This window comes from Pseudoalteromonas sp. S3178 (assembly GCF_005886985.1).
Classification (GTDB): Bacteria; Pseudomonadota; Gammaproteobacteria; order Enterobacterales; family Alteromonadaceae; genus Pseudoalteromonas; species Pseudoalteromonas carrageenovora.
Genome location: NZ_PNCW01000512.1, coordinates 1 through 360, shown reverse-complemented (window position 1 = coordinate 360; position 360 = coordinate 1). Strand labels below are relative to the sequence as shown.

General features: G+C 42.8%; 1 pseudogene. It reads left to right on the top strand.

The features are described 5' to 3' along the window. Positions 1-360 (top strand): annotated as a pseudogene (locus CWC11_RS21985) (TonB-dependent siderophore receptor); the annotation flags it as partial.

The following is a 360-nucleotide window of genomic DNA, read 5'->3' as shown; positions in this document are numbered from 1 at the left end:
GTTGAAGCCTTAGGTCATCAGTTAGTATTAAACCATAGGTTAAGCGATGATTGGCACATACTCACTGGATTTGCTTATCGAGACTCTTCATTTGAAGGTGTATCTTCAGATACCGAATTATCAGATGGTCGACAGTTGATATACACAGACGCGAGCCTACTTTCTCGTCAAAGACGTGCTCGAGACTACCAAGCTTTGGATGTTTCTGCGCGTATTGAACTCAGTGGTGAAATTGAATTTGGCAGTGTAACGCACAACATTCTAGTGGGCGTTGATCACTATAATTTTGACATTGATACTGACTATAAAGTATGGCGTACGGCATGGGGGTCGGGTGATACCACCTATAGCATTAACCCA